Origin of the sequence: Streptomyces sp. KLMMK (assembly GCF_036961605.1) — a bacterium.
GTDB lineage: Bacteria > Actinomycetota > Actinomycetes > Streptomycetales > Streptomycetaceae > Streptomyces > Streptomyces telluris.
On record NZ_JBAMDC010000021.1, the window covers coordinates 26,289 to 53,184 of the forward strand.

General features: G+C 71.9%; 18 protein-coding genes. All 18 read left to right on the forward strand.

Going from position 1 to position 26,896, the window contains the following annotated elements; all coding sequences use genetic code 11:
- The first annotated feature begins 19 nt into the window (after positions 1-19).
- Positions 20-2,905: a M91 family zinc metallopeptidase gene (locus V7793_RS06625; RefSeq protein ID WP_335581966.1), complete on the forward strand. Its 2,886-nt coding sequence runs from the start codon at positions 20-22 to the stop codon at positions 2,903-2,905.
- Positions 2,906-3,584: 679 nt separating this feature from the next.
- Positions 3,585-5,000 carry a sugar transferase gene (locus V7793_RS06630; RefSeq protein WP_335581967.1) on the forward strand — a complete coding sequence of 472 codons (1,416 nt, stop codon included), beginning with the start codon at positions 3,585-3,587 and terminating at the stop codon, positions 4,998-5,000.
- Positions 5,001-5,075: 75 nt separating this feature from the next.
- Entirely contained in the window at positions 5,076-6,392 is a 1,317-nt protein-coding gene (locus V7793_RS06635) for a nucleotide sugar dehydrogenase (protein ID WP_335581968.1), read from the forward strand.
- Entirely contained in the window at positions 6,382-7,647 is a 1,266-nt protein-coding gene (locus V7793_RS06640) for a glycosyltransferase family 4 protein (protein ID WP_335581969.1), read from the forward strand. Before V7793_RS06635 ends, V7793_RS06640 begins: the two co-directional genes overlap by 11 nt.
- Positions 7,644-9,038, forward strand: coding sequence for a Wzz/FepE/Etk N-terminal domain-containing protein (locus V7793_RS06645; protein ID WP_335581970.1), 1,395 nt, complete (start codon positions 7,644-7,646; stop codon positions 9,036-9,038). The genes V7793_RS06640 and V7793_RS06645 overlap by 4 nt, the downstream gene beginning before the upstream one ends.
- Positions 9,035-10,588, forward strand: coding sequence for a Wzz/FepE/Etk N-terminal domain-containing protein (locus tag V7793_RS06650; protein ID WP_335581971.1), 1,554 nt, complete (start codon positions 9,035-9,037; stop codon positions 10,586-10,588). Before V7793_RS06645 ends, V7793_RS06650 begins: the two co-directional genes overlap by 4 nt.
- 3 nt (positions 10,589-10,591) lie before the next feature.
- Entirely contained in the window at positions 10,592-12,556 is a 1,965-nt protein-coding gene (gene asnB / locus V7793_RS06655) for an asparagine synthase (glutamine-hydrolyzing) (protein WP_335581972.1), read from the forward strand.
- Entirely contained in the window at positions 12,553-14,745 is a 2,193-nt protein-coding gene (locus tag V7793_RS06660) for a bi-domain-containing oxidoreductase (protein WP_335581973.1), read from the forward strand. Before asnB ends, V7793_RS06660 begins: the two co-directional genes overlap by 4 nt.
- Entirely contained in the window at positions 14,742-16,730 is a 1,989-nt protein-coding gene (locus V7793_RS06665) for an alginate lyase family protein (protein WP_335581974.1), read from the forward strand. Before V7793_RS06660 ends, V7793_RS06665 begins: the two co-directional genes overlap by 4 nt.
- Complete coding sequence (locus V7793_RS06670) at positions 16,724-18,280, forward strand: right-handed parallel beta-helix repeat-containing protein (protein ID WP_335581975.1); 1,557 nt, start codon at positions 16,724-16,726, stop codon at positions 18,278-18,280. The genes V7793_RS06665 and V7793_RS06670 overlap by 7 nt, the downstream gene beginning before the upstream one ends.
- Position 18,281: 1 nt before the next feature.
- Complete coding sequence (locus tag V7793_RS06675) at positions 18,282-19,574, forward strand: O-antigen ligase domain-containing protein (protein WP_335581976.1); 1,293 nt, start codon at positions 18,282-18,284, stop codon at positions 19,572-19,574.
- A gap of 8 nt (positions 19,575-19,582) precedes the next feature.
- The gene (locus V7793_RS06680) at positions 19,583-20,860 is read left to right on the forward strand and encodes a glycosyltransferase (RefSeq protein ID WP_335581977.1); all 1,278 of its coding nucleotides are present in this window, start codon (positions 19,583-19,585) and stop codon (positions 20,858-20,860) included.
- Positions 20,857-22,107: a class I SAM-dependent methyltransferase gene (locus V7793_RS06685; protein WP_335581978.1), complete on the forward strand. Its 1,251-nt coding sequence runs from the start codon at positions 20,857-20,859 to the stop codon at positions 22,105-22,107. The genes V7793_RS06680 and V7793_RS06685 overlap by 4 nt, the downstream gene beginning before the upstream one ends.
- On the forward strand, positions 22,104-22,898 hold the full coding sequence (locus tag V7793_RS06690) for a glucose-1-phosphate cytidylyltransferase (RefSeq protein ID WP_335581979.1): 795 nt from the start codon (positions 22,104-22,106) through the stop codon (positions 22,896-22,898). The genes V7793_RS06685 and V7793_RS06690 overlap by 4 nt, the downstream gene beginning before the upstream one ends.
- Complete coding sequence (locus V7793_RS06695; protein WP_335581980.1) at positions 22,895-23,557, forward strand: PIG-L deacetylase family protein; 663 nt, start codon at positions 22,895-22,897, stop codon at positions 23,555-23,557. The genes V7793_RS06690 and V7793_RS06695 overlap by 4 nt, the downstream gene beginning before the upstream one ends.
- Before the next feature lie 3 nt (positions 23,558-23,560).
- Complete coding sequence (locus tag V7793_RS06700; RefSeq protein ID WP_335581981.1) at positions 23,561-24,586, forward strand: NAD-dependent epimerase/dehydratase family protein; 1,026 nt, start codon at positions 23,561-23,563, stop codon at positions 24,584-24,586.
- A gap of 17 nt (positions 24,587-24,603) precedes the next feature.
- Positions 24,604-25,857 (forward strand): DUF4910 domain-containing protein, encoded by a 1,254-nt coding sequence (locus V7793_RS06705; protein ID WP_335581982.1) that lies wholly within the window; start codon positions 24,604-24,606, stop codon positions 25,855-25,857.
- A 5-nt stretch (positions 25,858-25,862) separates the two neighbouring features.
- Positions 25,863-26,896 (forward strand): hypothetical protein (locus V7793_RS06710; protein ID WP_335581983.1); only part of this gene is annotated, 1,034 nt, incomplete at its 3' end.

Below are 26,896 nucleotides of genomic sequence, written 5' to 3' on the forward strand. Positions count from 1 at the left end.
CGAAAGGAACACCCCCGTCATGCGTCGCCTCACAGGGCTCGACCCTGCCCGTCTGACACCACCGCAGCCGGTCCGGGCGGCCGCGGAATCGCCCATCGAGATCGCCTGGCTCGGCGGCAAGCCGCTCCCCCTCACCGTGATACGGCCCGGCATCGCCGTGTGCCCCGACGCAGACGCGCTCGACGTACGCGACGACACCTCCAACCCCGAGCCCGGCCTCGAGCTTGACGCCGAGGACTACGCAGGGGAGATCGACTTCCTGCTCCGGCGGATCGAGTCCTCCGAAGCAGGCAAGCGCCTCGTCGAGTTCCTGGGCCACGCCCGGCCGCTGCCCGACCCGGACGGCACCTACGGCGGGCCGGAGGACTGGGACACGGGCATCAGCACGCGGGTCCTGTGCCGCCACGGCGGCTCCCGGAAGAACGGTCCGGCGCCGAAGCAGCCGAAGCAGCGGGACCTCGCGGGGATCAACGTCATCATCACGCAGGCCACGGACGGCAAGCCCGCCCAGTGGTCGCTGAACTCAAGGCTCAAGGGACCGCTCTACAACGGCCTGGGCGTGTACTCCATCGTGTCCTTCCACCCCCGGGTGCTGTTGCTTTCCGACGACGTCGCCACGGCCCCCGAGATGGTCCTCGCGCACGAGCTGATCCACGCCGCGCACGCCCTGGCAGGGACCATGGACGACACGGGTCACGACGACGACGAACGCGCCAGGGTCCGGCAGGCCGCGCTGGCCGAGACCGAGCGGCTGTTCCGCGAGAGGTACGGCACCGGCCGCGCGGTCAGCATGGAGGACCCGGGCCCGGTGACCGTACGCGGCACCGGGAAGTCCGAGACGCGCCAGGAGCGCGAAGCGTTCTACAGAGCGACACTCGGCGAGCTGTCCTTGAGATACCTCTACCCGCTCCCGGTCGCGGAGACGGAACAAGGGCTGGTCGTGCTGCGCGGCATGAACTGGGAGGAGATCCGCACCCACGGCAGCGACGTGGCCCTGGAGTGGATCGACGGCGTGGTGGAGCGGCACAAGGGCCGTCGGATCTCGCCCTCCCCGGCCGAAGTACGAGCCGAGCGGGTGGCCTTCGACCACCACGCCCGCGCGGTCGTACGCGCCGGCCGGCGGGACGCCGACGGTCTCGCCGCCCTGCGCGACGCCGCCGCCACCTGGCAGCAGCGCACGCGCGTGCGCGGGGTCACCGAGGTCGCCATCGCCCGCGACCTGGGATTCCGGCACCGCATCGCCTACGTCGCGCTGACGAGGGTGGAGCGCGTGCACCACTTGGCCGTGCCCCGCAAACGGATCCCCCACCACCTCTTCGCCGGCGCAAGCAGCTTCGTATACAGACGCGACGTCTCCTCCCTGAACGCGCTGGCAACGTTCCTGAGTACTGTCGACCGGGCCGCCGCCTTCCAGGTCTGGGATCACCGGGACAAGATCGGCGTCGCCCGCCTGGAGCAGGGCTACCTGGTCGAGCAGCGCGTGTGCCATCGCAGCCCGGGCACTCCGGTCGAGATCTCCCGGCCTCGGTGGACGAGCCCCGACAGCCTGCCCGAGGAGCAGCGGAAGCAGGCCGGGGTGATCGTCAACCGGGCCCGGCCCAAAACCCCCGCCACCGGCAGGACACCCTGGGAGCCGGTCACCGACGTGTACGCCGGACAGGCGGTCGGCGCTCCCCAGCCCCTCAAGGGGAGCGTGGGCTTCGTCGCCATGGTCCCGGCCAAGGTCGACGACCATCGAAAGCTGCTCACCCTGGCGCGCCGCTACCGCGACGAGGCCACCGCGACCCGGCAGGGGTGCGCGCTCGTCATCGGGCTCAACGAGGGCTACCCCTACGGCGAGAGCGACGCCAAACGCGCGGAACGCGTCGCACGGCAGCGGCGGATCACCGACGAATTCACCAACGCCTGGCGGCGGGAGAAGTCCGATTTCCCGGTCGCCGTCCTTTCCTTCCTGTGGTGCGCGCCCAAGGGCAGGACGAGTCTCGGCGATCAGAAGACCATCCCCTACGGCGCCATACGGCAGGCCATCGCCGGGAGCGACCGGACGCAGGAGTTCGTGAAGGCGCTGTACGCCGGCGGCAAGGGATACGAGCAGATCTACTTCCACACCGGCGACGCCGATGTGATCTCGCTCAGGACTCCCGGGGGCACCCCGCTGTTCGACGCGGTGGCGGACCGGCTGCAGAAGGGAAACTGGCCCGACCTCTTCAGCGGGGGCTACCGTCTCCCCGAGGGCGGCGATCCGCGCGTGGACATCGCCACCGCGATGGACCGGGACGTCCGCGTCGCGATGGCGAACGCCGACCCCAGGACCGTCTACTTCCCGGAGCCCAACACGTTCATCAAGCTCCTGGACGGCCTCACCCGCTTGGAGGACGGCGTCACCTTCGGCACGGGTGACCAGGAAGGAGAGGCCCTGGCGAAGTCTCTCGGGAATTTCCGCGGCGAGGACAAGGACAACAGGGTGTTCGCCCCCGACTGCTCCGTCGTCACCGACGGCGAGAGGCTCGTCAAGGCGATCCTGGCCACGCCCGAAACAGGCCCCGTCAGCAATCGCATCGTCGCGCTCCGCCAGTCCTACACCCAGAGCCATGCCCGCCGCGAGGAATGGCGCAAGCGCGTCCTCGACTTCTACCGGGTGGCACCTGATGCGGCGCTGGGCCTGTCGGATCTCGTCTTCGACGTTCCGGACGACACCAAGCTGGCAGAACTCGCCGGAATGGACCGGGCATCGTTCGAACAATACGTCACCGAGAGCAGAAGGGCGGAGCTCGTGAAGCGCATCAAGGAGAAGAGCCTCGGCGCCCCTTTCCGGGCCCAGCCCTTGCTCGGCAAAATCATCAACGGCACCCACGAGGCCCTGCTGCGCAACTACGTCGACGCGTATCGCCGACTCCCGCACTGAGCGCGGAACGACCGGGGGCCTGATTCCGGTGACCGGAATCAGGCCCCCGGCCTGCTGCCCGGGCCGTGATCTCGCAACCGAAGCCGATGATCCGGATCATGGGAAGGGCAGCCCGGCGACAGTGATCCAATAATCACCGCGCGCCGCCGCAACCGAGGAGACGCCGGCAAGCGGTCCCTCCGGTACGGGATTGGTCGAACAGCCGTGCCGACAGCCGGAGATCTCCCGTCATCACAGGTCACAAGGCACGTCTTCGTCGTCAAGGCGCCTGCCGGCGATCACCGTCCGGTAGATCCGGTTTCAAAAGCTGAGCACAAGTTGCACACACACCCCTCTCCAGACGGGCCCCAATGGTCTACATTGACCCTCGCTTCGCACGTTTGGACACGAGCCGATCAATAGTGATCCACAGGTCCGGCTTCTCAAGTAGCACTGCACTAGCCGGTATGCCATTCGCGGAAGGCGGGGCCTCCCGGGGGGAAGAACAGCGCGGCGCGGGGGGCGGGGGCCTCCCGAGGGGAGGAACAGTGCGGGGGGCGCGGGCTTCCCGGGGGGAGGAACAGTGTGGAGCGAACACGTCGAGCCCACTGGCGACCTGGAAGGGGCTGTGCAGGAGGGGGAATTAGGGGAATTAGTCAACCCGTTCCCACCGGCGCGCGGGCGTCGGGTGAACGGGGCAATGAGTCGGCCCGCGATCGACTGGGAGCAGCGGTACCGCCGTGCCGTGATCACCAGCGATGCCGTGGCCACCGCCTTCGTGGTGGCGGCGATCGGCGGCTTCTTCGGGGTCCGGGACGCGGCCGACTGGCACGAGAAATGGAGAATCCTCGCCTTCGGCACCGAATTGCTGGTGCTGGGGGCCCTTGCGGTGAGCCGGTCATGGGCTCCGGCCGTGCTCGGCCAGGGCGCCGAGGAATTCCGCCGGCTCGGACGCTCGCTGTTCACGGCAGCCGTCGTACTGGCGCTCAGTGGGATCGCCCTCACCTCGCACAACATCAAGCTCTGGATCTTCGTCGCGATCCCGGCGATCGCGCTCACCACCATGACCGAGCGGTATCTGCTGCGCCTCTGGCTGCACAAACAGCGCAATGAAGGACGGTGCCTGCGCCCGGTGCTCGCTGCCGGGAGCCCGGCCACCGTGCACGACCTGATCATCCGGACCCGCAGGTCCCCGCACCTCGGCTGGCGGGTGGAGGCGGTGTGCACGCCGGACGGCCTCGGGCTCGACGGTGACCAACTGGACGGGGTGCCCGTCGTCGGCCGGCTGACGGACGTCGCGGGCCACGTCCGCCGCGACGGCTACCGTGTCGTCGCGATCACATCGGACCCGCACTGGTCTCCGGACCGGCTGCAACGGCTGGCCTGGAACCTCGAAGGCAGCGATGCCGAGATGGTCGTGGCCCCCGTGCTGATGGAGGTGGCCGGCCCACGGCTGCACGTCGACGCGGTGCTCGGGATTCCGCTGCTGCGGGTCAGCATGCCGACCTTCACCGGGGGCCGCCGGGCGGTCAAGGGCGTCGTCGACCGGATGGGCGCGGCGATCCTGCTGGTCCTGTTCGCTCCGCTGATGGTGCTCGTCGGGCTCCTCGTGCTGGCGGACAGCCGGGGTGGAGCGTTCTACCGCCAGCGCAGAGTCGGCAAGGACGGCCGGGAGTTCACCATTTTCAAGTTCCGCACCATGACCGCCGGGGCCGACCGGGCACGTGCTGAACTGGCCGGCCTCAACGAGGGTGCCGGCCTGCTGTTCAAGCTCCGCCGGGATCCGCGGGTGACCCGGGTGGGAACGGTGCTGCGCAGGTACTCGATCGACGAGCTCCCGCAGCTCTTCAACGTGCTCACCGGATCGATGTCGCTCGTCGGTCCGCGGCCTCCGCTACCGGAGGAGTGCGCCGCGTACGACCCGGACATCCGGCGGCGGCTCCTCGTCAAGCCCGGGCTCACCGGCCTGTGGCAGATCAGCGGACGCAGCGACCTGCCGTGGGAGGAGGCGATCCGCCTCGACCTGCGGTACGTGGAGGACTGGTCGCTCGCCCTCGACACAGTGATCTTGTGGAAGACGCTGCGTGCGGTGCTTCAGGGTCAGGGGGCCTACTGACGCGCGGGTGGGGCGTCGTCCGGTCGGTGCACGGACGGCAGGCCGCAAAGGGCCTGCCAGGGGGAGGAACGGATCATGAGAGTCAGCGTCTTGGGGCTCGGCTACGTGGGCTGCGTGTCGGCCGCGTGCCTGGCCAGCCTCGGTCATGAGGTCATCGGGGTGGACGTGAGCCAGGTGAAGGTCGACCTGGTCAACGACGGCAAGGCCCCGGTGGTCGAGGAGCGGATCGGTGAGCTCATCGCCGAGGTCGTGCGGGCGGGGGCGTTACGCGCCACCGCCGACGTCCGCGAGGCGATCACGGGCAGCGAGGTGTCACTGGTCTGCGTGGGCACGCCGTCGGAGCCCAACGGCAGCCTGTGCACCACGTACTTGGAGCGGGTCACCGAAGAGATCGGCGCCGCGGTGGCCGAGCGGGGCGGGCGGCAGACCGTCGTGTTCCGCAGCACCATGCTCCCGGGCACCTGCCTGAACCTGCTCGTACCGATCCTGGAGAAGTACGCCGGCGGCACTGCCGGGGTGGACTTCGGAGTCGCGGTCAACCCGGAGTTCCTGCGCGAGGGCACGAGCGTGCGGGACTTCTTCGACCCGCCCAAGACCGTCATCGGCGAGCTCGACCCGGCGAGCGGCGACGTGGTGGCGGCGCTGTACGACGGCTTGCCCGGCCAGGTGTTCCGGGTGCCGGTCCCGACGGCCGAGGCGATCAAGTATGCGGACAACGCGTTCCACAGCCTCAAGATCGGCTTCGCGAACGAGCTGGGCGCGGTGTGCCGGGCGCTCGGGGTGGACTCGCACCAGGTGATGGACGTGTTCCTGGCCGATCGCAAGCTGAACATCAGCCCGGCCTACCTGCGGCCCGGCTTCGCCTTCGGCGGCTCCTGCCTGCCCAAGGACTTGCGCAGCCTGGTCCACGCGGCGCAACGGGCCGACGTCTCGGTGCCCATCCTCGCCCACGTGCTGCCCTCCAACTCCGAGCATCTGCAGCGCGCGGTGGAGCTGGTCGAGCGCACCGGCAAGCGCCGGGTGGGCCTGTTCGGGCTGTCCTTCAAACCCGGCACCGACGACCTGCGCGAGAGCCCGCTCGTCGAGCTGGCGGAGAGGCTCTTCGGCAAGGGTTACGACCTGCGGATCTACGACCCAAACGTGAACCTCTCCCGGCTGCTGGGCGCGAACCGCGTGTACATCGAGACCCGGCTGCCGCACCTCGCGCATCTCCTCACGGACTCCGTCGGCGAGGTGTTCGAGCACGCCGAGGTGTGCGTGGTCGGGACCAGGGACCCGGCCGTGCTGTCGGTGCTGCCCCATGGCGAAGGGCCGGCGATCGTCGACCTCATCCGTCTTCCCGACGCCGAGGCGCGCCGGACCGAGCCGGGGTACACGGGCCTTGCCTGGTGACGCGACGAGCGGCGACCGGCCGGGCCGGCGCGCGCTGATCCTGGTGGAGAACCTCTCGGTGCCGTTCGACCGGCGGGTGTGGCAGGAGTGCACAACGCTGCGCGACGCGGGCTGGACGGTGCACGTCATCTGTCCCCGGGGGGAGAAGCGGGACACGGAACCGGAGGCGGAGATCGACGGGGTGCGCATCCACCGCTACCCGTTGCGCGCGGCCACCGGAGGGCCGGCCGGTTACCTGCGGGAGTACGGATCGGCGTTGTGGCATACGGTCCGGCTGGCCCGCAAGGTCGGCCCGGTCGACGTGGTCCACGCCTGCAACCCGCCCGACCTGCTGTTCCTGCCGGCCCTGTGGCTGAAGCGGCGCGGCGCGCGGTTCGTCTTCGACCAGCACGACCTGGTGCCCGAGCTGTACCTCTCCCGGTTCGGCCGCGGCGAGGACCTGCTCTACCGCGCCGTGTGCGCGCTGGAGCGGCGGACCTACCGGGCCGCGGACGTCGTGCTCGCCACGAACGAGAGCTACCGGGACGTCGCGCTGCGCCGTGGGAACCGGCGGCCGGAGGACGTATTCGTGGTGCGCAGCGCGCCCGACACCGACCGGTTCCGGCCGGTGCCGCCCGAGCCGGAGCTGAAGCGCGGCAAGCGTCATCTGCTGTGCTACCTCGGCGTCATGGGCCCGCAGGACGGCGTCGACTACGCCTTGCGGGCCCTGGCGAAGCTGCGCGACGCGTTCGGGCGGACCGACTGGCATGCGGTGTTCGTCGGCGCCGGCGACGCCTACGACGCGATGGTGGAGCTGTCCCGGCGGCTCGGGCTCTCGGAGCAGGTGCAGTTCACCGGGCGCATTCCGGACGCCGACCTGGTGCGCTACCTGTCCACCGCGGACGTATGTCTCTCGCCCGACCCGCGCAATCCGCTCAACGACGTGTCGACCATGAACAAGGTCCTGGAGTACATGGTGATGGGCCGGCCGATCGTCTCGTTCGACCTCCGGGAGGCGCGGGTCTCCGCCGGCGACGCCGCCGTCTACGCGCACGCCAACGACGAGGCCGAGTTCGCCGAGCTCATCACGCTGCTCCTCGACGATCCGGAGAAGCGGGCCCGGATGGGCAGGATCGGCCAGGAGCGGATCAGCGGGCCGCTCTCCTGGCGGAACTCCCAGAGATCGCTGCTCGCCGCCTACGCCGCTGCCTGCGGTGACGACGCTCCGCTGCCGGCGGGCGGCCGGGACCGGGCGGGGAGGTGGCCGCAGCGTTGAGCGATGACACGATACGCCTGGTCACCATCGGCCGGATCATCCGTCGGCGCCGTCGGCTTCTCACCGTCCTTGCCGTGGTGGGTGCGCTCGTCGGCTACGGCACCTCTTTGCTGTTTCCGCCGCGCTACACGACCTCGGCATCGGTACTGCTGCCGGGGGCGTGGCAGGAGCGCGAACTGCTGACCCAGGCGGAGATCGCGGCCAGTTCGGTGGTGGTCGACCGCGCGGCCGCCACGCTCCGCTGGACCGGGATCAGCGGCAGCGAGCTGCGGGAGCGGGTGAGCGCCAAGGCCGCCGACGGGAACATCATCAAGATCTCGGGTACGGCCGACACCCCGGAGCGCGCGCAGCGGCTCTCCGACCAGGTGGCCAAGGAGTTCGTCTCATTCGCCGCGCGGATCGCAGGCGACGGCACCGACCCCGGAGCGGCAGGGCCCGAGGCGCTGCGGCAGTTGGTGGCGCAGACCAGCCGCCGCATCACCGAGCTGGCCGATGCGGCGAATCCGGGGCGGACCGTCGAGAGCGTGCAGGGCCGCACCGAGCTCACGAAGCTGCGCACCGTGCTGCAGGAGGCCATGAAGAAGCTGGACCAGGCCGGCCCTGCTGCCGGCAAGGCCACCATGGTCGTCATGGGGCCGGCGGCCCGGCCGGCCGGCGAAGCACCGCCGACGAGGATGCAGCTCACCGCCGCCGGGGCGCTGCTGTTCTTCCTGCTCGCGGTCATCGGCCATCTCACGGCCGCACGGACGAGTCGCCGGCTGCGCACCGAAGCGGAGATCGCCGCTGCGCTGGGCTCGGCGCTGCTCGGCACCGTCGACGTACCTGGTGAACGCCCCGTGCACCGGCCGGAAGCCCGTGGCCCACGGGCCCGCATCCGCCGGCTGCTCGGCACCGACATCCCGTGGGACATGCCGGCCCCGCAGGCCTCCGGCGACGAGGCCGGCAGACAGATCCGCTACCGGCGGGTGTGCGCACGCCTCCGGGACCGGCTGCCGGCCCCCCGGCGGCTGCTGGTCGTCGTCCCGGACGGCGACGGGATCGCCCGCCGGGCCGCCGGGCAGCTCGTCGCCGAGGCCGGGAACGATCCTTCCTCAAGCTCTTCGAGCAGGGGATACCCCATGCTGCGGGTGGTGGGGGTTTCGGTGTCCCGGCCGCTGGTACCGGACCGTGACGCCGAGTCCGGCGCCCTGGTCGTGCTCAGCGCGGGCAGCTGGACCGCGGAGGAGCTCGCCGGCATCGCCGGGGCGTGCGCGGACGCCGGGCACGAGGTCGTCGGCGTTGTCGTCGCCGGCCCGGTCCGGGCCCGTCCGACGCGGTCCGCCGGCGATCCTGCGGACGGCGCCACGCCGGCGATCGCGGTGGGGCTTACCGCGCGGGGAGGGTCAGGGTGACGACGAGTACGGCTTCGGAGTCGTCGTCCGCTGCTCCGCTCCTCGACTTGCAGGCTCTGGTGGTCGCGGTGCGCAGGCGCCGCCGCCTCTGGTCCTCCATGGCGCTGCTCGGGCTGCTCATCGGCGCGGCGGTGGCGGTCCTGATGCCGCCGCGGCCGACCGCGGTGACCGCGGTACTGGTCGCGCACCAGGCGGATCAGCCGAACGACTCCGGAACGCTGATCCGCACCGACGTCGCGCTGCTGCAAACCTCGGGGATCGCCAGGAAGGCCCTGCAGTCCCTGGGGTCCCAGGAAGAGCCGGAGGACTTCCTGCGGGACTACGGGGGGACCGGCTTGACCAACAACCTGCTGCAGATCCATGTGACGGGTGACAGCGACGCGAAGGCGGTGGCGCGGGCCGAGGCGCTGGCCGAGGCGTTCGTCGCGGACCATGTGAGGCGTATACAGGAAGCCGCGAACGCCCAGGCCAAGGCTCTGCTCGACCAGCGTGACCGCATGCGCGACGAACTCGCCCAGGTCGACAAGGCGATCGGGGACGGACCGCCGCAGAGCAGGCCGAAGGCGTCGGCGAACATGGAGTCGCTCTTCGCCCGCCGGGCCGAGCTCACCTCGCGGATCACCGATTTCGGCCGGCGCGCCGCGGAGGCGCGCGTCGGCACCCCGCAGCTCATCGCCGGCACCCAGGTCGTGGACGCCCCGCGCGCGGTGCGGCACTCCCTGCCCAGGGCCGCTGTCACCGACGCCGGGATCGGAGCCGTCCTCGGGCTCGTCCTCGGGCTCGCGGTGGCCGCGGTCGGCACGGTGGTGGCGGACCGCCCCGTGCTGCGCCGGGACATCGCGGCGAACCTAGGCGCCTCGGTCATCGCGGAGCTGCCCCGCCGGTCGCCCGGGCCGTGGCGGCGCCGGCGGGCCCGGGCGGCACGCGAACGGCTCACCACGACCCTGGCCCGCACCGTGCGCGGCTCCGCGGAACCGGTGTCGCTGCTCGAACTGGGCTGTGCGCGCAGCACGATGGCCATGGCCCTGGACCTCGCCGGTGCGCTGGCGGAGGAGGGGCCGGTGGTCGTCGTCGACGGCCTGCCCGGCGAGCAGCTCGCCGACCGCCGCCCGAGGCCGGGAGACCCGGCCGTGGTCAGGGGCGAGCGTGCCGCGGCCGCGTCGCATCAGGAGCGCCGGCTCGGCGTCGGCTCGGTGGCGCCCGGCACGGCGTGGACCGACCTCCAGTACCTCGGCACCCGGACCGTGCTCGTCGTGCGTGCCGGGCACGGCAGCGCCGCATGGCTGCACACGGTGGCGCGGCAGCTCGCGGACCAGCACATCCCGGTGATCGGTGTGGTGCTGATCGACCCCGATCCGCGTGACCGGACCGACGGCACGCTGTGGGACGGGCTGCACACCGCGCTGCGCGGCCGGAGCGAGCGGACGGCCCGGCAGAACGGTGGGGGTACCTCCCACGCCGTTCAGGCAGTGGGGGATGGCCGGCGGCGAACCGAGCGGCTGCCCCTGTGGACCGCACCGGTCCCGGACAGCGACCAGGAGGCGCGGTAAGACGTGTGTGGCATCGCAGGCACCTACCGATGGCCGGACGGGAAGTCCGTGACCGACCGGCTCACCGATATCCTCGCCCACCGCGGCCCGGACGGGGCGGGCCGGTACAGCCACCCCGCCGGTGACGGCGAAGTGCACCTCGGGCACCGCCGGCTGGCGATCATCGACCTGTCCGGGACCGGCGCCCAGCCGATGGCCTCGGGCGGCCTGGTTCTGACGTACAACGGCGAGCTGTACAACGCGCCCGAGCTGCGTGCCGAACTGGCGGCCGCCGGGGTGCGCTTCCGCGGTACCTCCGACACCGAGGTGCTGCTGGAGGCCTGGCGGCGCTGGGGCACGGACTGCCTGCCCCGGCTGCGCGGGATGTTCGCGTTCGGGATCTTCGACGAGCGAACCGGTGAACTGGTGCTCGCCCGCGACCAGCTCGGCATCAAGCCGCTCTTCCTGCTCCGGCGCGGTGAGGGCCTGGTGTTCGCCTCCGAGCTCAAGGCGCTCGCCGCCGCCGGCGGGTCGTTGCAGGTGGACCATGCCGCGCTGGTGGCCTCGCTCCTGTACTACTGGGTGCCGGACTCGCGGTGCGCGTTCCGCGAGGCGGAGAAGCTGCCGCCGGGGACCTGGCTGCGCATCGGGCCCGACGGCCGGGTGGAACGCGGCCGGTACTGGCACCTCAAGGACGTCGCCGCCGAGGGCCGGGAGCGGGCACGGCGCGGCGAGAGGCCCGACCTGGCCGCCATCGTCGAGGAGTCCACTCGACGCCACCTGCTCTCCGACGTACCCGTGGCGACCTTCCTCTCCGGCGGTCTCGACTCCAGCTATCTGACCGCGCTGGCGGCCCGAGGAAAGCCCGGGATCTCCGCTTATACGATCGGGTTCCGCGCCGAGGACGCGAAGTTCGAGGCGATGCCGGACGACCTCCGCCATGCCCGGCGGGTGGCCGAGCGGTTCGGCGTCGAACTGCATGAGATCGAGATCGCTCCGGACGTGCTCGACCTGCTGCCGCGGATGACGTACCACCTGGACGAGCCGATCGGTGACCCCGCCGCGATCAACACCTTCCTGATCTGCTCGGCCGCCCGGGAGGCCGGGGTCAAGGTGATGCTCTCGGGGATGGGTGCCGACGAGCTGTTCGCCGGTTACCGCAAGCACCTGGCCAACCTGATCGCGCTGCGCTACCAGCGCGTCCCGCGGCCCCTGCGGCGCGGACTGTCCAGGGCCGTGGACCGGCTGCCGGTCGCCACGGCCCGCCGGGGGTTCCGGTCGGTGCGGTTCGCGAAGCGCTTCCTCTCCTTCGCCGAACTGCCGGAGGAGACCGCGTTCCGGCGCAGTTACACCATGTACGGCCAGGACGAACTGCTCGCCCTGATCAATCCGGACCTGGCCGGGACCGTCGAGGAGGTGCTGACCGAGCACGCGGACGTCTACCAGGACAACGACCTCGACGACTTCGTCAACCGCATGTGCCTGGGCGATGCCCGGATGTTCCTGCCGGGCCTGAACCTCGCCTACACGGACCGGTCGAGCATGGCCGCGTCGACCGAGGTGCGGGTGCCGTACGTGGACGTCGAGGTGGTCAAGGCGGCGTTCGCCGTGCCCGGCGATCGGAAGATCGTCGGACGGCAGGGCAAGGCCGTCCTCAAGGAGGCGGCCTCCTCGATCCTGCCCCGGGAGATCGTGTACCGGCCCAAGGGCCTGTTCAGCGCCCCGCTGCGCGCCTGGATGAGCCGGGATCTGGCACCGCTGGTGCGCGAGGTGGTGCACGACGGCGTACTCGTCGGTTCCGGGTTCCTGCGCCGTGACGCGCTGGCGCGCATGGTCGCCGAGGACGCTGCCGGGCAGCGGGACTTCTCCAAGCATCTGTGGCACGTGCTGACCCTCGAGTACTGGTACCGCGACGCGACCTCCGGGTCCGGCCGGGACGCTCGTCCGGCGGCGTGGAAGACGGCTGAGAATCAAGGGGACTTCGGGTGAAACAGGTCGTGCAGAACTACAAGAGCGGCGAGCTGGCGGTGCTCGACGTGCCGGTGCCGGGGTGCAAGCCGGGCGGTGTGCTGGTCCGCACCGCCTATTCGCTGATCTCCACCGGGACCGAGCTCATGAAGGTGTCCGAGGCCGGCATGTCGATGCTGGGCAAGGCCCGCTCCCGGCCGGACCAGGTGGCCAAGGTCGTGCAGAGCGTGGCCGCCAACGGGGTGCCCGCCACCTACCGCAAGGTGATGGGCAAGCTGGACTCCTACACACCGCTCGGCTACTCGCTGTGCGGGGTGGTCGAGCAGGTCGGCACGGGGATCGACGACGTGAAGGCCGGCGACCTCGTGGCCTGCGCCGGCAACGAGCACGCGCTGCACGCCGAACTGAACTGGGTGCCGAAGAACCTCTACACCCGGGTGCCCGACGGCCTCGCGCCGCGGCACGCCGCCTTCGGCACCGTCGGGTCGATCGCGATGCAGGGCGTCCGCCGCGGCGAGCCGCAACTCGGCGACGTGGCGCTGGTCATCGGCCTCGGGCTGATCGGGCAGCTGGTGGTGCAGCTCCTGGCCGCCTCGGGGGTCCGCGTCGTCGGGGCCGACCCCGACCCGGTGCGCTGCGAACTCGCCGAACGCCTGGGCGCCGCGGCCTGCGGCGACCCCGCGTCCACGGCCGTGGAGGCCGCCGTCGCCGAGCTCACCGGCGGTCACGGTGCGGACCAGGTGTACCTGGCCGCCGGCGGCGGCAGCAACCAGCCGGTCGAGCTGGCCGCCCGGCTCTGCCGGGACCGCGGCCGGGTCGTCGACATCGGCAAGTGCCGCCTGGACCTGCCGTGGAACGCGTACTACGAGAAGGAGCTCGACGTCCGGTTCTCCCGCAGCTACGGCCCCGGGCGCTACGACCCGGAGTACGAGCTCGACGGGCGCGACTACCCGATCGGCTACGTGCGCTGGACCGAGCGCCGCAACCTGGCGTGCTTCCTCGATCTCGTCGCCCACGGCCGCGTCGACGTGGAGCCCTTGGTCTCCCATATCGCCGACTTCGATGACGCCGTCGAGACGTACCGGCGTCTGAAGGACGGCGAACTGAAGGCCGTGGCCGTGCTGTTCCGGTACCCCGATCACGTGGGGGAAGGCGAAGCGGAGGCCCCGGCGGTGGCGGTTCCCGCGGTGCGACGCGACGGCAGAGCGCCCGCTCCGACCCGGCCCGTCAAGACGCCGGTACGGCTGGCGTTCGTCGGCGCAGGGAACTACGCGACGTCGATGCTGCTGCCTCACCTGGCGCAGCGCGAGGGCGTCGCGCTGTCGGCGGTCGTCACCACGACGGCGCTGTCCGCGGCCAATGCGAAGCGGAAGTTCGGCTTCGCCGAGGCGACCACCGATCTCGACGCCGTGCTCGGCGACCCGTCCATCGACGCGGTGTTCGTGGTCACCCGCCACAGCTCGCACGCCGAACTGACCCGAAGGGCGCTGCTCGCCGGCAAGGCGGTGTTCGTGGAGAAGCCGCTGGCGCTCACCGAGGACGAGCTGGCCGGCGTGCTCGCGGCGGTGGAGGAGTCCGGCAACGACCGGCTGCAGGTGGGCTTCAACCGCCGGTTCGCGCCGCTGCTGCAGGAGGCCAGGAAGCGGTTCGGCGCCCGGACCGGGCCGGCGAGCCTGCGCTACCTGGTCAACGCGGGCCGGCTGCAGCACGGCAGCTGGTACCTCCAGCAGGGCACCGAGGGCTCGCGGTTCGCCGGCGAGGGCGGGCACTTCATCGACACGGCGAGCTGGCTGCTGGGGGCCGACCCGGTATCGGTGTACGCGGTCGCCACGTCCGGCAACGAGGACCTGCAGGCCGTGCTCCGCTACCCGGACGGGTCCACCGCCACCATCAGCTACGTCACCACCGGCGCGCCCGGCTTCCCCAAGGAGACGCTGGACCTCGTCGCGGACGGCAAGGTGCTGCGGCTCGACGACTTCGTCCGTGCCGCTGTTTACGACGGCCGCCGCAAGCGGTGGGTCGGTTCGCGGCTGCCCAGGGCCCGGGACAAGGGCCAGAACGCCGAGCTGGCCGCGTTCATCAAGGCCGTGCGGACCGGAGGGCCGATGCCGGTGCCGGTGGAGTCGCTGGTCGCCACCACGGCGGCCACCCTCGCCGTGCAGGCCGGCCTGGCCGGCGGCGCGCCGGTGACGTTGGCGAGGGCGCGATGACCATCACCGCGGGCTGGTACCTGCGGCGGTTGTCCCGGATGGGGCCGCGGGAGATCGGCGGCCGGGTGGGCGACACGGTGCGCAGGCGGCGGTGGCGGTCGGCGCTGCCGGACTGCCCGAGCGTGACGGGCGCCCGGTTCACCGCAGTACTGCCCGCGGGGACGATCGCCACTGTGCCGCCGGACGCCGCGAAACGTCTCGTCGCCGAGGCGGACCGGCTGATGGCCGGACACGGCGGGTACTTCGGGGTGGACCGCGACGACCTGGCCGACCCGGACTGGTGGTACGACCCGAAGACCGGGCGGCGGGCTCCGTGGGGGTACGCCTTCGACGTGCCGTACCGGAACGAGGACGCGGTCGGGGACATCAAGCAGATCTGGGAGCCGTCCCGGCACCAGTACCTCACCGTGCTCGCCGCCGCCTACGCGGTCACCGGGAACGAGCGGTACGCCGAGCGAGTGGCGGAGCACCTGCGGTCGTGGTGGGCGGCCAATGCGCCGCTGCGCGGAGTGCACTGGATCAGCGGCATCGAGCTGGGGATCCGGCTGCTGTCCTGGGTGTGGATCCGCCGGCTGCTCGACGGCTGGCCGGGCGCGGCCGGGCTGTTCGAGGGCAACCCGGTGGCGCTGCACCAGATCTGGCACCACCAGCGCTGGCTGGCCGCCTTCCCCAGCCGGGGGTCTTCGGCGAACAACCACGTCATCGCCGAGGCCGCCGGGCAGTTCGCCGCGGCCTGCGCGTTCGCGTGGTTCCCCTCCTCGGCGCGGTGGCGGGCCGGCGCGCTGCGGTCGCTGGAGCGGCATCTGCGCAGCAACACCTTCGGATCCGGCCTCAACCGCGAACTGGCCACGGAGTACCACGGACTGGTGCTGGAGCTCGGCTTGGCCGCGGTGGCCGAGGCGGACGCCGCCGCCGTGCCGGTCCCCGCGTCGGTCCGGCTGGTGCTGCTGCGGATGACCGACGCGCTCGCGGCCGTCGTGGACGGACGGCTACGGCCGCCGCGCCAGGGGGACGCGGACGACGGGCACGGTCTGGTCGTGGACGGCGCGGGCACCGACCGCTGGGCCTCGCTGCTGGCCACCGGAGATGCCGTGTTCGGCCGGCTCGCCTGGTGGCCGGCGGCGACCGGCGACGATGTGCGCACCCCGCTGCTCGCCTCGCTCATCCGGCCCTGCCCGAAGAACGGGACCGCGCCGGCCGTATCCCGTCCGGCGAGCCGGCCGGACCACTTCGCCGACGCGGGCATGACCATCCTGCGCGGCCCGGCGGAGATCTGGTGCCGCTGCGACGGTGGTCCGCACGGGTTCCTGTCCATCGCCGCGCATGCCCACGCGGACGCGCTGTCCGTGGAGGTCCGGCACGACGGGGTCGACGTGCTCGCCGACCCGGGGACGTACTGCTACCACGGGCAGCCCGAGTGGCGGCAGTACTTCCGGTCGACCCTCGGCCACAACACCCTGCAATGGGGCGGCGGTGACCAGTCCGTCTCCGGCGGCCCGTTCCTGTGGACCCGGCATGCCCGCAGCCGCGTCCTGGTCGCGGATACCTCCGGCGGGACGGCCCGCTGGTGCGCCGAGCACGACGGTTACCAGGGCTGCGTGCACCGCCGCCGGGTGGAGCTGACCGCCGCGAGCCGGGAGCTGCGGGTGGTTGACGAGGTGCGGGTGGTTGACGAGGGGCGCGGCCTGCGCCGGGCCGTACACCTGGCGTTCCACCTCGGCCCGGCGATCGCCGCGGACCTGGTGGGGAACCGGGCAGTGCTCACCTGGAGCCGGGACGGCGAGGACCGCTCCGCGGTGCTCGACCTGCCCGGGCAGCTGTGCTGGCGGGCCCATCGCGGCGAGACGGACCCGCCGCTGGGCTGGTACTCCCCCGGCTTCGGGCGCAAGGAACCCTCCACCACGCTGGTCGGCACCGGCTTTGCCGACGGCGCGGAGGGGTTCATCACCGTACTCAGGTTCCGCGGCCGGGGGGACGCGTGGTGATCAAGAGGCGGCACTGGGCGTTCCCGGCGGCAGCGCTGGTGCTGGTCCTGCCTGCGGCGACCGGCTGTACGAGCGCGTCGGACGCCCCGGCGGAGCCGGGCGGTGCGCCATCCACGTCCGGGGCGCCATCCACGTCCGGCGTACCCTCCACGTCCGTGGCCCGGGTGTGCGCCGAGCCCGGGGCCGGGCCTGCGCAAGCGCCGGCGGGCGCGGTGACGGTCGACCCCGCGGTGGTCGGTGACCTGGCCGCGAAGACCAGGAGCAGCCCCCCGAACACCACGTTCTGGCTTCGACCGGGCACGCACAGGCTCGAGCCGGACCGCTACGCCCAGGTCGTCCCCAAGGACGGGGACAGCTACCTGGGCGCGCCGGGTGCGGTGCTCGACGGCCGGAAGACCAACCAGTACGCGTTCGGCGGTACCGCCGGCGACGTCGCCATCCGCTACCTGACCGTGCAGGGTTTCGTCGCGCCCAACAACGAGGGCGTGGTCAACCATGACATGGCCGACGGGTGGGTGATCGAGCACGCGGCGATCCAGTACAACTCCGGCGCCGGGCTGATGGCCGGTGCCCGTCAGCAGGTGCGCGCCAGCTGCCTGCGCAGCAACGGGCAGTACGGAATGAACGCGTACAAGACCGGTGACTCCATCCGCGGCCTGGTGGTCGAGGGCAACGAGATCGTGGGCAACAACACCGACGGCTGGGAGCGGCAGCGGCCGGGCTGCGGCTGCACCGGAGGCATCAAGTTCTGGGCCGTCGACGGCGCCGACGTCCGCGGCAACTGGGTGCACGACAACCGCGGAGCCGGGTTGTGGGCGGACAACAACAACAATGACTTCCGCATCGAGGACAACGTCCTCGAGGCCAACGACGGTGCCGCGCTGATGTACGAGACCAGCTACAACGCGGTCATCCGGAACAATACGATCCGGCGGAACAACTGGGTCGAGGGCCGCAAGCACGCCGACCGCGGCGACACCTTCCCGTACGCGACGGTCTACGTGTCCGAGGCCGGCGGCGAACCACGGATCCGAGCCCGCACGGACAAGATCGAGATCTACCGGAACGTGCTGGAGAACAACTGGAACGGCATCACCCTGTGGGAAAGCGCCGACCGGTTCTGCAACAGCCCGGCCAACACCTCGACCGGCTACTGCACGTTGCTGGTGAAGGACACCGGCCGCTGCACGCGGCCGGCGATCGCCACCGCACCGCTCTACGACGACTGCCGGTGGAAGACCCGGCGGGTGGACATCCACGGCAACCGCTTCGTCCTTGACCCGTCCGTCGTCAAGTGCACGGTGGAGTGCGACCGCATGGCGGTCCTCGCCAACTACGGCACCTTTCCGGACTGGTCGCCGTACAAGGGCAAGCGGGTGGCTGAGGCGATCGTCCACAAGCAGGACAACCACTGGCACGACAACGTCTACCGCGGGCCGTGGAGCTTCGTCGCCGGCGACCCGGGCCGGAAGCTCGACTCCGGGCAGTGGCAGGGCGCGCCGTACCAGCAGGACGTGAGCAGCACCTTCGCCCCACAGGCCGGTGGTTGAGATGGGCCGGGACCTGATGCGCGGCGGACCGCCGGGCGGACCGGACACGGCGGGCACGCAGCCCGGTGCCGGACCACGCCCTGCCGGCACACCGAAGGCGGTCGGGATCGTCTGGGCGTTGCTGGCCCTCAACACGCTCGGGTCCGCGGGGGCGAAGACCATCGTCCCGCTGCCTCGCTCCCTCATCCAGCTGGCCACCATGGGTGCGCTGGTCGCCGCGTTCGCGCTGGCGCTCGTGCTCAATCTCCGGCTGCGCATCCGCGCCGGCGCCTTCGCGTTCCTGCTCACCCTGCTGCTGGTGCCGAGCGTGATCTCCAGCGCGAACCTGGCCGTCGGCTACGGCGCGCTGTTCCGCTGCACCCGGCTGGCCCTCTTCGTCGGCGTACTGTGGCTGCTCAGCCGCTGGTGGGACGGCAGCCTGACGTTCGTCCGGTACCACGTCCGGATGTACTTCGCGGTGCTCGTGCTGGTGGCCGCAGGCCTGGTCGTCTCTCCGGGCACGGCGATGCCCGAGTACTACGGCGGACGCCTCGTCGGCGCGTTGTGGCCGCTCACCCCGCCGCAGATCGGGCAGTACGCCGCGGTGATCACCGGGCTCACCGTGCTGCTCCTGCTGGGCCGCCGGACCACCGGGGGCGGCGCGGCGCTGGTCATCGTGCCGTCACTCGCCCTGCTCGCGATGACCCATACCCGGACGGCCACGCTCGGCCTGATCATCGGGCTGGTACTGGCGATCGGCTCGCTCATCCTGACCAGCGCCGCCGCCCGCCGGTTCTTCGCCTGGACGGTGCTGTGCGCCACGGTGGCCACGGTGGTGTTCAGCTCCGCGCTGCAGGCGTGGTTCCTGCGCGGACAGAGCCAGGAGAACTTCTCCAACCTCACCGGCCGGGCCAAGGTCTGGGACGCCCTGCTGGCAGCGCCCCGCACGACCGGGGAGAAAGCGCTGGGCACGGGCCTGGGCGACAAGTCGTTCGGCGGGCTGCCGATCGACAACAGCTGGCTGGCCGTCTACCACGAGCAGGGTCTGATCGGCGTCACCCTCGTGGCGGCGATCATCATCGTCCTCGGCGGCGTCGCGTTGCTGCGGCCACCGTCGCTGCCGAGGGCCTGCGCGATCTTCCTGATCGGCTACGTCGCGATCTCGTCGTACACCGAGGCCGGTCTCGGCGACGCCTCGCCGTATCTGCTGCACCTGGCCCTGGCTGCCTCGCTGCTTGCGGCACCCGCCGCGGCCACGCCCCTCCCGGCGACCGCGGTCCTTCGACGACGTATCCCGCCATGGGCCCGGAGGTGACGTCAGACATGCACGTCCTTGTGGTGCACAACCGCTACTCCTCGGCGCAGCCGAGCGGGGAGAACAGGGTCGTCGACGAGGAGGTGGGGCTGCTGCGCGCGGCCGGCCACCGGGTCGGCGTGTTCGAGCGGCGCAGCGACGACATCGCCGCCCGGTCCCTCCTCGCCAAGGCCGCGGTGCCGCTCCTCGTGCCGTGGAATCCGGCGGTCCGCGCAGAGCTCGCCACCCGGCTCCGCGCCGAGCGGCCGGACGTGGTGCACGTCCACAACGTCTTCCCGCTCCTGTCGCCCGCGGTCCTTGCCGCCTGCGCCGACGCCGGCGTGCCCGCCGTCGCCACGCTGCACAACTACACCCAGGTCTGCCCGCCCGGCACGCTGCACCGGGACGGCCGGTCGTGCACCGAGTGCGTCGGGTCGGCGGCGGCGCTGCCCGCCGTCCGGCACGGCTGCTACCGGGGCTCCCGGCTCGCGACGGTGCCGCTCGCGGTCGGCCTGTCGGTCAACCGGCGGCGGTGGTGGTCCGGCGTGGAGCGGTTCTTCTGCATCTCGGCGGCGCAGCGCGACGTCCTGGTGCGGTCGGGCATGCCGGCCGAGCGGCTGGCGGTGAAGCACAACTTCGTACCCGACCCGGGCGTCTGCCGGGCGGGCACCGGCGAGCACCTGCTCTTTCTCGGCCGGCTCGCGGAGACCAAGGGCGTGCGGCTGCTCATGGCCGCATGGGACGAGATCGCGGCGAGCGGCGGTGTGGGCGTGCCGCTCGTGATCGCCGGCGCGGGGCCGCTGGAGCGGGAGGTGACCGCCTGGGCGGCGGGCCGGGACGACGTGCGGTACGTCGGCCTGCTGGACCCGGCCCAGTGCCGGCAGGCCGTCGCACGGTCGGTCGCCGTGGTGGCTCCCTCGATGGCCATGGAGACGTTCGGCCTGGTGGTCGCGGAGGCGATGGCGGCCGGGGTCCCGGCCGTCGCCGCCGGCCACGGCGCCTTCGTCGAACTCGTCGAGGACGGGGTGACCGGGCTGCTGCACCGGCCGGGCGATCCCGCCTCGCTCGCGTCCTGCGTGCGCCGGATCGCGACCGGGCCGGCCCGCAATCGGGAGATCGGCCAGGCGGCCCGGCGCCGTTACGAGCAGGGGTTCAGCCCGGCTGTCGGGCTTGAGCGCCTGGTGGAGGGGTACCGGACCGCGATCGCGGGCCGGTCCGGCGGCGGGGACGGCCCGCCGCCGGCAGGGAATGGGAACGCCGGCTCGCGGCGGGGCACCCGCGCGGGCAGGAATGGGGGCAGTAGATGACACGATGCAGACTCTGCGGCTCGGCGGCGATGGGGAGCGTCGTCGATCTGGGGGCGACCCCGCCGTGCGAGAGCTTTCTCGCCGCGGACCAACTGGACCGGCCGGAGCCGGCGTACCCGCTGCACCTGCGGGTCTGCACCGGGTGCTGGCTCGCGCAGATCCCTCCGCTGATCACGCCGGAGGAGACGTTCAAGGAGTACGCCTACTTCTCCTCGTACTCGACCTCCTGGGTGGAGCACGCGCGCGCGTTCGTCGCCGACGCCGCAGCGCGGGTGGGTCTCGGCCCCGACGCCTTCGTGGTCGAGGTGGCGAGCAACGACGGGTACCTGCTGAAGCATGTGGTGGACCGGGGGATCCGCTGCCTGGGCATCGAGCCGTCGGTGAACGTCGGTGCCGCGGCGCGGGACGCGGGTGTGCCCACGCTCACGGAGTTCCTGGACCCGGCCACCGGCGCGGCCGTCCGCGCCGGGCACGGCCCGGCGGACCTGGTCGTGGCCAACAACGTGTACGCGCACATCCCCGACGTGGCCGGGTTCACCCAGGGGCTGCGCGCCCTGGTCGCCGACGACGGCTGGGTCTCCATCGAGGTGCAGCACCTGCTGACCCTGATCGAGAAGAACCAGTACGACACGATCTACCACGAGCACTTCCAGTACTACACGGTCGCGTCCGCGATCCGGGCCCTGGCGAGCGGTGGACTCGCGCTCGTGGACGTCGAGCTGCTGCCCACGCACGGCGGCTCCATCGGGCTGTGGGCCCGGCCGGCCGAGGTGGCCGGCGAGCCGTCCCGGAGGGTGGCCGACGTACTGGCCAAGGAGAAGGCCGCCGGGCTGCAGGAGTTGTCCGGGTACACGGAGTTCTCCGCCCGGGTGGCCAAGGTGCGCCGGGACCTGCTGCGGTTCCTCATCGAGGCGGCCGAGCGCGGCGAGACGGTGGTCGGCTACGGCGCCCCGGGCAAGGGCAACACCCTGCTCAACCACTGCGGCATCCGGCCCGACCTGCTCGCGTACACGGTCGACCGCAACCCCTACAAGCACGGCAGGTTCACCCCGGGCACCCGTATCCCGATCCTGCCGCCCGAGCAGCTGGCCGCCGACAAGCCGGACTACGTGCTCGTCCTCCCGTGGAACCTGCGGGACGAGCTGATCGAGCAGCTGTCCTTCATCCACGAGTGGGGCGGCCGGCTGGTCTTCCCCATCCCGGAACTGAGCATTGCCGAGGTCGCGTCTCGAAAGGTCACAGCATGAAGGTCGTACTGTTCTGCGGCGGTTACGGGATGCGGATGCGCAGCGGTGCCGCGGACGACGTGCCCAAGCCGATGGCGATGGTCGGCCCCAGGCCGCTGATCTGGCACGTCATGCGCTACTACGCACACTTCGGGCACACGGAGTTCATCCTGTGCCTCGGGTACGGGGCACACCACATCAAGGACTTCTTCCTCAACTACGAGGAGACGGCGTCCAACGACTTCGTGCTGCGCGGCGGGCGGACCGAGCTGCTGTCCACCGACATCGCGGACTGGACGATCACGTTCGCGCAGACCGGCATCGAGTCGCCGATCGGGGAGCGGCTGCGCCGGGTGCGGCACCACCTGGACGGCGACGAGATGTTCCTCGCCAACTACGCCGACGTGCTCACCGACGCCCCGCTGGACGAGATGATCGACCGGTTCGCCCGGCGTGACGCCGGGGCGTCGATGATGGTGGTGCCGCCGCAGTCCTCGTTCCACTGCGTGGACCTGGGCGAGGACGGCCTGGTGGGAGGCATCACCGCGGTGAGCGAACTGCCGCTGTGGGAGAACGGCGGCTACTTCGTGCTCCGCCAGGAGGTCTTCGACCACATACCGGAGAACGGGGACCTGGTCACCGACGGATGCGCCCAGCTGGCCAAGCGCGGCCGGCTGGTGGCGCACCAGCACCGCGGCTTCTGGAAGCCGACCGACACCGTGAAGGAGCGGGCCGCGCTCGACGGCGCGTACGCACAGGGCGACCGTCCGTGGGCCGTGTGGGAACGGGACACCGCAGGAGCAAGGGCGTGATCCGGCTCGGAGCCGGGCGCCTGGACCGGATCGTCACGGTGGGCGCGCACTGCGACGACATCGCCATCGGCGCCGGCGGCACGCTGCTGACGCTGTGTCTCGCGCGGCCCGGTATCCGCGTCGACGCGCTGGTGCTCTCCGGCGGTGGCAGCGAGCGGGAGCAGGAGGAGCAGGCCGCGCTCGCCGCCTTCTGCCCGGGCGCCGATCTGCGGCTGACCGTGCTCAAGCTGCCGGACGGCCGGATGCCCGCGCACTGGGAAGAGGCCAAGGCCGCGGTCGAGGAGCTGCGCGAGCGGACCGAGCCGGATCTGGTGCTTGCGCCGCGTACCGACGATGCGCACCAGGACCACTGCGGTCTGGCGAAGCTGATACCCACCGCATTCCGCGACCACCTCGTGCTCGGCTACGAGATCGTCAAGTGGGACGGCGACCTCGGCCGTCCCTCGGCGTACCAGCCGCTGTCGCCGGAGGTCGCCGAACAGAAGGTGCGGCTGTTGCAGGAGCACTACCCCTCGCAGCGGCACCGGCCCTGGTACGACCGGGAGGCCTTCCTCGGCCTCGCACGGATCCGCGGCATCGAATGCCACGCGCGCTACGCCGAGGCGTTCGCCGTCACCAAACTCACGCTCGATCTGGGCGCTTTCCAGCTGGGGGAATGAACCTTGCGCGTACTGCTGACCGGACACCAAGGCTACCTGGGCACCGTGATGGCCCCGGTCCTCGCGGCCGCCGGGCACGAAGTCGTCGGTCTTGACGCCGGCCTGTTCGCCGACTGCCTCCTCGGCCCGCCGCCCGCGGACCCGCCGGGGCACCGGGTGGACCTGCGCGACGTCACGGCCGAGCACGTGGCCGGGGTGGACGCCGTGATCCACCTGGCCGCTCTGTCCAACGACCCGCTGGGGTCACTGGCGCCGGAGCTCACCTACGACATCAACCACCACGCGTCCGTACGGCTGGCCCGGCTGGCCCGCGACGCCGGAGTGCGGCGCTTCCTGTACGCGTCGACGTGCTCGGTCTACGGCGCTGCCGGCGGGGGCGACCTGGTGACCGAGGACGCCCCGCTGCGCCCGGTGACGCCGTACGCGGAGTCCAAGGTACGGGTGGAGGACGACCTGCACGCGCTGTCCGACGGCGACTTCAGCCCGGTGTTCATGCGCAACGCCACCGCCTTCGGCTACTCGCCCCGGCTGCGCGCCGACATCGTGCTGAACAACCTGGTGGGCCACGCGCTCCTGTCCGGCGAGGTGCTCGTGCTCTCGGACGGCACCCCCTGGCGCCCGCTGGTGCACGCCGCCGACATCGCACGGGCCTTCGCGGCCGCGCTGACCGCGCCGCGCGAAGCGGTGCACGACCGGGCGTTCAACATCGGAAGCGAGACCAACAACGTCACGGTCGCCGAGATCGCCGAGCAGGTCGCCGAGGCGGTGTCCGGCGCGAAGGTGGTGATCACCGGGGAGACCGGTGCCGATCCGCGCTCGTACCGGGTGGACTTCTCCCGGTTCCGCGCCGCGATACCCGGCTTCGGCTGCGAGTGGACCGTGCAGCAGGGCGCGCTCGAACTCGCCGATTCCTACAGGAAGTTCGGGCTGGTCCGGGAGGACTTCGAGCAACGCTTCACCCGGCTTGCCGTGCTGCGCGCGGCGTCCGAGGCGGGCGCCGTCGACGACACCCTGCGGCGGCGCCGGTGACCGCAGTCGGCGAGGAGATGCACGCACTGGTGGAGCGGCTGTACCCGCTCTGCCGGAGCATCACCGGCGACGGTGTGCGCGCCACCCTGGAGATCGTCGGCGAGTACGTCCCGCTGCAGGTGCACGAGGTGCCGACCGGGACGCAGGTGCTCGACTGGACGGTCCCGCAGGAGTGGAACATCCGGGACGCGTACGTCGCCGACGGCACCGGCCGCCGGGTCGTCGACTTCGCCGCGTCCAGCCTGCACGTGCTCGGCTACAGCGTGCCGGTATCGGCGACCATGCCGCTGGCCGAGCTCCGCGCGCACCTGCACACCCTGCCGGACCACCCGGCCTGGGTGCCGTACCGCACCAGCTACTACAAGCCGGAATGGGGATTCTGCCTGGCCCAGGAGACCTTGGACGCGCTGCCGGACGGCGAGTACGAGGTGCGCATCGACTCCACACTCGCGGATGGCCACCTCACCTACGCCGAGCACGTCGTCCCCGGGCAGGTCCCCGACGAGGTGATCGTCTCCTGCCACGTCTGCCACCCGTCGCTGGCCAACGACAACCTGGCAGGCATCGCGGTGGCGACGTTCCTGGCCCGCGCGCTGGCGCAGGAAACCCCTTACTACACCTACCGGTTCATCTACGCGCCCGGCACCATCGGGGCGATCACCTGGCTGGCCCGCAACGCCGAGCGGATCGAGCAGGTCAAGCACGGGCTCGTGCTGGCCTGCGCCGGAGACCCGGGACAGCTGACGTACAAGCAGAGCAGGCGCGGCGACGCGGAGATCGACCGGGTGATGCGGCACGTGCTCGCCGCCTCCGAACGCCCGCACAGCGTCAACGAGTTCACTCCGTACGGCTACGACGAGCGGCAGTACTGCTCCCCCGGGTTCGATCTCGGCGTGGGCTCGCTCAGCCGGACCCCGTACGCCGGGTACCCCGAGTACCACACCTCGGCGGACAACCCGGACTTCGTCTCCCCGGAGGCGCTGGCGGACACCCTTGCAGTCTGCCGCGAGGCGTTCGCCCTCCTCGACCGCAACCGGCGGTACGTCAACCTCAGCCCCTACGGCGAACCACAGCTGGGGCGGCGCGGGTTGTACGACTCGCTCGGCGGCCGCAGCGACGCGAAGCAGACCCAGATGGCCATGCTCTGGGTGCTCAGCCTCTCCGACGGCGAGCACAGTCTGCTGGACGTCGCCGAGCGGTCCGGGCTGCCGTTCGACACCGTCGCCGTCGCGGCCGGGGCCCTGCACAGCGCCGGGCTGATCAAGGCATGACGCCGGTGACCACCGAGGGGGAGAAGACGACGGCACCTGCGGACCGGTCCGCCGGCGCCCGGCGGACCGCCAGGCGGGCCGTCGTCGGCCGGTTGTCCTGGGGACTGGCCGACCAGGCGGCCTCCAGCATGACCAACTTCGCGGTGGGGATCTACGTGGCACGCTCGCTGGGGCTGACCGCGTTCGGCGTGTTCAGCCTGGCCTGGCTGACCTACGGCGTGGTGCTCAACGTCGCCCGCGGGCTGGCCACCGACCCGCTCGTGGTGCGCTTCAGCGGTGTGCCGGACGCGTCCTGGCGCGCGGCGACGGCCCGCTCGTCGGGGGCCGCGCTCGGCGTCGGTGCCGCACTCGGCGCAGCGTGCCTGCTGGTCGGTCTCGGCCTCGGCGGCCGCGTGGGGCCCGCGTTCGCCTGCCTCGGCGTCGTACTGCCGGCGCTGCTGCTGCAGGACGCCTGGCGGTTCGCGTTCTTCGCCGCCGGCACCGGGCGAAAGGCGTTCGTCAACGACCTCGTGTGGGGCGTCGCGCTCGTCCCGGCGATGATCGTGGCGGCCCGCGTGGGCAGCGTGGCCGCCTTCGTGCTCGCCTGGGGCGCGGCCGCCGCGGTGGCCGCGGGGTACGGCTGCCTCCAGTCCGGCATCCGGCCCCGGCCGACCCGAGCGCGCGGGTGGCTTCGCGAGCAGCGTGATCTCGGCTACCGGTACCTGGTCGAGAACGTCAGCCTCAGCGGCGCGAGCCAACTGCGGGCGTACGGGCTCGGCGCGATCGCCGGGGTCGGCGCGGTGGGTGCCGTCCGGGGCGCGGAACTCCTGCTCGGCCCGTTCCTCGCCCTGCTGATGGGGTTGTCGCTGGTCACCGTCGCGGAGGCGGCACGGGTGCTGCGACGGGCCCCGCACCGCCTCGCCCCGTTCTGCCTCCTGCTGGGCGGCGGACAGGCCGCCGCCGCGCTGCTCTGGGGCACGGCGCTGCTGCTGATACCGGACCGGGCCGGCGAGCTCGTACTCGGCGGCGTCTGGAACTCCGCCTCGGAGCTCATCGTGCC